7 protein-coding genes are annotated in these 5,065 nt (G+C 46.4%); all 7 read right to left on the reverse strand.

Features of this window, described 5'->3' with window-relative positions; translation table 11 throughout:
• On the reverse strand, positions 1 to 434 hold a 434-nt coding region (locus GRP75_RS18980), incomplete at its 3' end, for a flagellar assembly protein A (protein WP_160790056.1).
• Positions 435 to 478: 44 nt separating this feature from the next.
• The gene (locus tag GRP75_RS18985; RefSeq protein ID WP_013309911.1) at positions 479 to 1,267 is read right to left on the reverse strand and encodes a FliA/WhiG family RNA polymerase sigma factor; all 789 of its coding nucleotides are present in this window, start codon (positions 1,265 to 1,267) and stop codon (positions 479 to 481) included.
• 14 nt (positions 1,268 to 1,281) lie between these two features.
• Complete coding sequence (locus tag GRP75_RS18990) at positions 1,282 to 1,695, reverse strand: hypothetical protein (RefSeq protein ID WP_013309910.1); 414 nt, start codon at positions 1,693 to 1,695, stop codon at positions 1,282 to 1,284.
• Positions 1,696 to 1,697: 2 nt separating this feature from the next.
• Complete coding sequence (locus GRP75_RS18995; RefSeq protein ID WP_010346358.1) at positions 1,698 to 2,195, reverse strand: chemotaxis protein CheD; 498 nt, start codon at positions 2,193 to 2,195, stop codon at positions 1,698 to 1,700.
• Positions 2,188 to 2,814 carry a chemotaxis protein CheC gene (locus tag GRP75_RS19000; protein WP_023988204.1) on the reverse strand — a complete coding sequence of 209 codons (627 nt, stop codon included), beginning with the start codon at positions 2,812 to 2,814 and terminating at the stop codon, positions 2,188 to 2,190. The genes GRP75_RS18995 and GRP75_RS19000 overlap by 8 nt, the downstream gene beginning before the upstream one ends.
• A gap of 3 nt (positions 2,815 to 2,817) precedes the next feature.
• Positions 2,818 to 3,279: a chemotaxis protein CheW gene (locus GRP75_RS19005; protein WP_007430046.1), complete on the reverse strand. Its 462-nt coding sequence runs from the start codon at positions 3,277 to 3,279 to the stop codon at positions 2,818 to 2,820.
• A gap of 62 nt (positions 3,280 to 3,341) precedes the next feature.
• Positions 3,342 to 5,065 (reverse strand): chemotaxis protein CheA (locus tag GRP75_RS19010; protein WP_160790057.1); only part of this gene is annotated, 1,724 nt, incomplete at its 5' end.

Below are 5,065 nucleotides of genomic sequence, written 5' to 3' on the forward strand. Positions count from 1 at the left end.
CCGGTTACAGCAATCCCCGGTACACCCGGCACAGGATCATCCCGTTCGGCAATCAGTTGACCACGTTTTACATTTCTTAAACGAGTTAATTCTTTATAATCCACCCGTCCATCCACGGTTTCAAGCGGCTTATGTGCATCTTCGCCAGTCACAATATCAGCCAGATTAATTTTTCCGTCTGTGCCATGGATCGGCTGCTTTCCCTGAGCAATCAGTAATTTTCCGAAGAAATGATCTTCCGGACTTGCCGCAAATACACGAATTGCATCGGTCATTAAACCGTAGGATATTTTTTGGTTGCTTAGAAAACGCTCTAATTCTTCCACAGAACAGGCAAAGCCTTCTTCACGTTTGGCAAACTCCAAGTAGGCGGTTTGTTTGTCAGGTGAGACAACCACTTTTAAAAACTGGTCCAAAGCATATTGCTTCTCCACAAGGGTGCTCCTTCCGTCTAACTGTTACTGTAACCTCCCGTACGTTAATCTTTACGCATTAGCAAATCCCGTTGTTTGTCCAATGTCGCTCTCAGACGTAATATTGCTTTGGAATGCAACTGTGAAATTCGCGATGGAGATAGCGACATGACCTCAGCGATTTCACTGAGTGACAAATCCTCGTAATACAATAAAGAAACAACGATACGTTCTTTTTCAGTCAATTTATCAATGCCTTGTGCAAGGGCATCACGAAGTGTAAATTCATTGACCTTATGATCCGGATTTTTCGCCTTCTCGTCCACCAAAAGGGAAAGCCGTGTTTCCGATTCCTCTTCGCGGATCGGGTCCTCCAGTGAGACAATCGACATAACGGCGACCTCCTGGATCATATTTTGAAACTCTTTCTCAGAAACGTCCAAGTAATGACTCATCTCTTCGTCGCTTACCGTGCGTAGATATCTTTGTTCCAAATGCTGGTAGGCATCCTCGATTTTTTTCGCTTTTTCCCTAACTGAACGAGGAACCCAATCCCCTTGACGAAGACCATCCAAAATCGCTCCACGAACACGCCAAGAAGCATAGGTCTCAAACTGCAAGCCACGCTCATAGTCAAATTTCTCTAAAGCGTCAATCAAACCCATAACGCCGTTACTCGCCAGATCATCCTTGGATACATTTTTAGGCAAGCCTACTGCAAGACGGCCTGACACATATTCCACAATATGGAGATACTTTTCAATTAACTGTTTTTTTGCTTCCTTGTCACCGTGTTCTTTCCATTGTTCCCATAGTTCGGAATGGTTTAAATGAGCGGCTTTTCGCTCGTTCATCGGCTTCACCCTCCTTATTTGTCTGTCAGGTGACGAACGGCCTTGGCCAATTCTTCAGGGTCCTTGTTGGAAACCAGCTTAGGTGGGTTTAAAGGTGCGAAACCATTATTCCCCTCGTCCGTCTGCTCTGGTTTCGGTTTCAGCAATTCATTCAGGTCTTCATTTTCGTCTGGTGTCGTCAGGTCCAGGTTACCCCCTACGCCATCTACCTGAGAGCTTGCCCGGCTTTGGGCATTCCCCAGATCTGGCCGCGCCACAACACCTAGTGTCCAGCGCAGCACAAATGCAAGTAGGAACCAAAAAACGAAGGCGATCAAGCCACGAATTAAGCTCGTGGTCAGCAGATTGCTGCCAACGGACAACACAAAAGTCAGAATAAATCCGACTACTCCAGACCAAAGATTAATGCGTAAGCTGCCAAATAACATGTTTATAATTCCTTTACACCTTTTTGTACGCTTCGAATATTCAAAACGCCAGTTTCAGAGTCCAACTCAATCGTTCGTCCATAATTGCCACCTGTGTCCTCCGCAATCAAAGGAATGCCGAGATCTACGAGCATTTCCTTGCATGATTCTACATTACGTGGACCAATCCGCATGGTGTCTCCACTACCAGCAAAGGCGAACATCTGCGCTCCCCCTGCCATTTTGGCAATCAGCCTGCGTCGTTCAGCACCTAATTTCAGCATCCGCTCAAATAACTCGGGCAGCGCCGTATCGGCGTATTTAGCAATATTCAGTTGCCCTTCACGTGCAATATCCGAGGATGGTAGCATCACATGTGCCATACCTGCCAATTTCAAATGAGGATCGTAGAGAGTCAATCCGACGCAGGAGCCAAGTCCTGTCGTGCGAATCGAGTTCGGGTTACTGGTAACATTTAAGTCAGCCATACCGACTTTAATGATGCTTTTATCCTCAATCATCGTTCATCGGGACTCCTAACGACCTAAAGATTTTCCCGAACGATTCTGGATCAGGAATCAGGAAAAATTGACCCTCTATCTGATTCTGCCCTTCCAGAAACGATGTGTCAATCAATAATGCAGCATCCCCCATCTGCCCAAACTGCAGCAGTCCATAGCTGAGAATTGCTCCTGCCATGTCCAACGCCAGCGCAGGGACTGTTGGATACATAGATAAACGCGTAAAGTCTGCCAGCGAAGACAGGTATGAGCCCGCTAAAATGTTTCCGATCTCCGACAGGGCTGAGTGCTCCATTTCGTTAAAACTGTCCTCGTCATCTGAAGGAATATTCGCCAAACGGGAAAGTAAGCTTTTTGCCGCCTGAGGCTGCAATATGAAGAATAGATTCCCGGGGGCTTCCCCTTCTACCCTAAAAAATATTGCAACAACAAGTTGCTCATAGCCGCCGACTTTCTCGGCAATTTCCTCAAAGGGCAGCATTTGTACTTTGGGGACACCCATATCGACCGGTTTATTGAGAAGCCGGGAGAGCGCTGTAGCAGCGTTCCCCGAGCCAATGTTGCCGACTTCTTTCAACACATCCAACTTGAAGTCTTCAAGATTTCCGAGATTTTCCATATGTTAATCCTCTAAGCCTTCCAGTTGGTTCATCTCGCTACGATTCAGGACTTCCGACAAGTTCAGCATAATCAACAAGCGCTCTTCACCAATTTTAGCAACTCCGCGAAGGTATTTAGCCTTAACTCCGCCAATCACTTCCGGTGGTGTCTCGATATTGTCAGTATTCAGGTCAATAACGTCATTCGCTGAGTCAACGATAAAGCCGACTTGCATTTCACCCACTGCAACGATAATGATGCGAGTTTGATCGGTATATTCAGCTTCAGGCAATCCAAATCGGCCACGAAGATCAATAACCGGAATGACTACGCCTCTCATGTTGAATACGCCTTTAACAAAATCGTAGGTTCTTGGAACCCTTGTAATCGGCACCATGCGTTCAATAGATTGGACTTTTTCTACTTCAACACCGTATTCCTCTTCACCAAGCTTAAATACGATAACTTTAATTTCTTCTCCCATGTCTAAAAACCCTCCTTATTGATGTCAGCAACTTCACATTTCTTTCATTTCTGATGAAGACATTATTTAATGAAAACATTCGGGTCAATGATCAAAGCAACCTGACCGTCACCCAGAATCGTGGCGCCTGAAATTCCTTGGATGTTTGGAAGGTATTTGCCCAGATTTTTAAGGACAATTTCACTTTGCCCCAAAAAGTCCTGTACGGAAAGAGCTGCCAGACGGTCTCCCTTGCGGATGACCACGACCTCTGTCTCTTCTTCTTCATCTTCATTGAAGTCCGGTACCTCAAACAGCTGACTCAAGGAGATGAGCGGGATATGAGAATCGCGGAAAGCAATCATTTTATTGCCATGTACAGAACGAATTTGTGTCCGTTTGACGATCGCAGTTTCCACAATGGAGGACAATGGAATCGCATATTTTTCAGAACCGATCTGTATCATCATGGCTGCAATAATGGATAGGGTCAGCGGCAATTGTACAGAGAAATTAGTGCCTTGGCCCAGTGTAGAGTGAACCGTAACATTGCCACCCAAAGCGGTGATTTTGGATTTAACAACGTCCAAACCGACACCGCGTCCTGATACGTCTGAAATGACTGCAGCTGTGCTAAAGCCCGGAGCAAACAATACCTGATAGGCTTCCTCGTCGGTCATGACCGCTGCCTGCTCTGCCGTCAAAATCCCTTTGGAAATAGCACTGTTTAGTACCTTATCGCGATTAATACCATTTCCGTCATCTTCAATCTCGATGAATACGTTATTTCCGCTATGGAAAGCACGCAAGTTAACCGTTCCTGTCTCAGGTTTACCAGCTGCTATCCGATCGGCTACCGACTCAATGCCATGATCCACGGAGTTACGAAGCAAATGCACCAGAGGATCGCCAATTTCGTCGATAACAGTGCGGTCCATTTCAGTCTCTGCTCCAGTAATAACCAAATCAAGTTTTTTATCCAGCGATTTGGCCAGATCGCGCACCATACGCGGAAAACGATTGAAAACAGTATCTACTGGTACCATCCGCAATTTAAGAACGACGTTTTGCAAATCGCTGCTCACACGACTCATGTGCTCTACGGTTTCTGTCAGTGCTGGATTGGAAGCTTCACTTGCCAACTGCTCTAACCGCACACGGTCAATAAGCAACTCGCTAAATAAGTTCATAAGTACATCCAGACGTTCAATATCTACACGAATCGTACGGTTATGCGTAGGCGCAGCTGCCTTAGCTGCTGGCGCCTTACCTGCAGCTGGCTTAGCCACAGAGGCCGCAGCTGGAGACTGCGGCTGGGAAGGAGCAGGTGGTTGCACGGCAACAGGAGCTTCCTGTACTGCAGCAGTCTCAGCCAGTCCAGCAGTAACTTCGCTCATTTGTTTAAGCGATTCCTGATCTAGTTGTACCACTGAGACAGTCTCAATTTCAGAGATACCCGCGATTTCCTTTTCCAGCTCCCCAACTTCTTTCTGCGTTATGTAATATAACGAGAAGCTTTGCTCGAATTTCTCCTGCTCAATATCCTGTACCGACGGATAGGCCTTGACGATTTCACCAGAGTTTTCCAGCGTATTGAACACCATAAAAGCACGTGCCGCCTTCAACTGGCTCTCTGAGCTGATTGTTACCTGTATATAGTGAACACGATGTCCTTCAGAAATAGATTGCTCCAGTACAGAATACTGGAACTGATCCAAGACAAGCCCAGCACTATCGTTTTTGTCCACTTTTTTAGATGGAGACTCCTCAGTGGCAGCATTTGCGCCAGACTTTTGGAAATCCCCGC

Origin of the sequence: Paenibacillus sp. OT2-17 (genome assembly GCF_009827695.1) — a bacterium.
GTDB classification, from domain to species: Bacteria; Bacillota; Bacilli; order Paenibacillales; family Paenibacillaceae; genus Paenibacillus; species Paenibacillus polymyxa_B.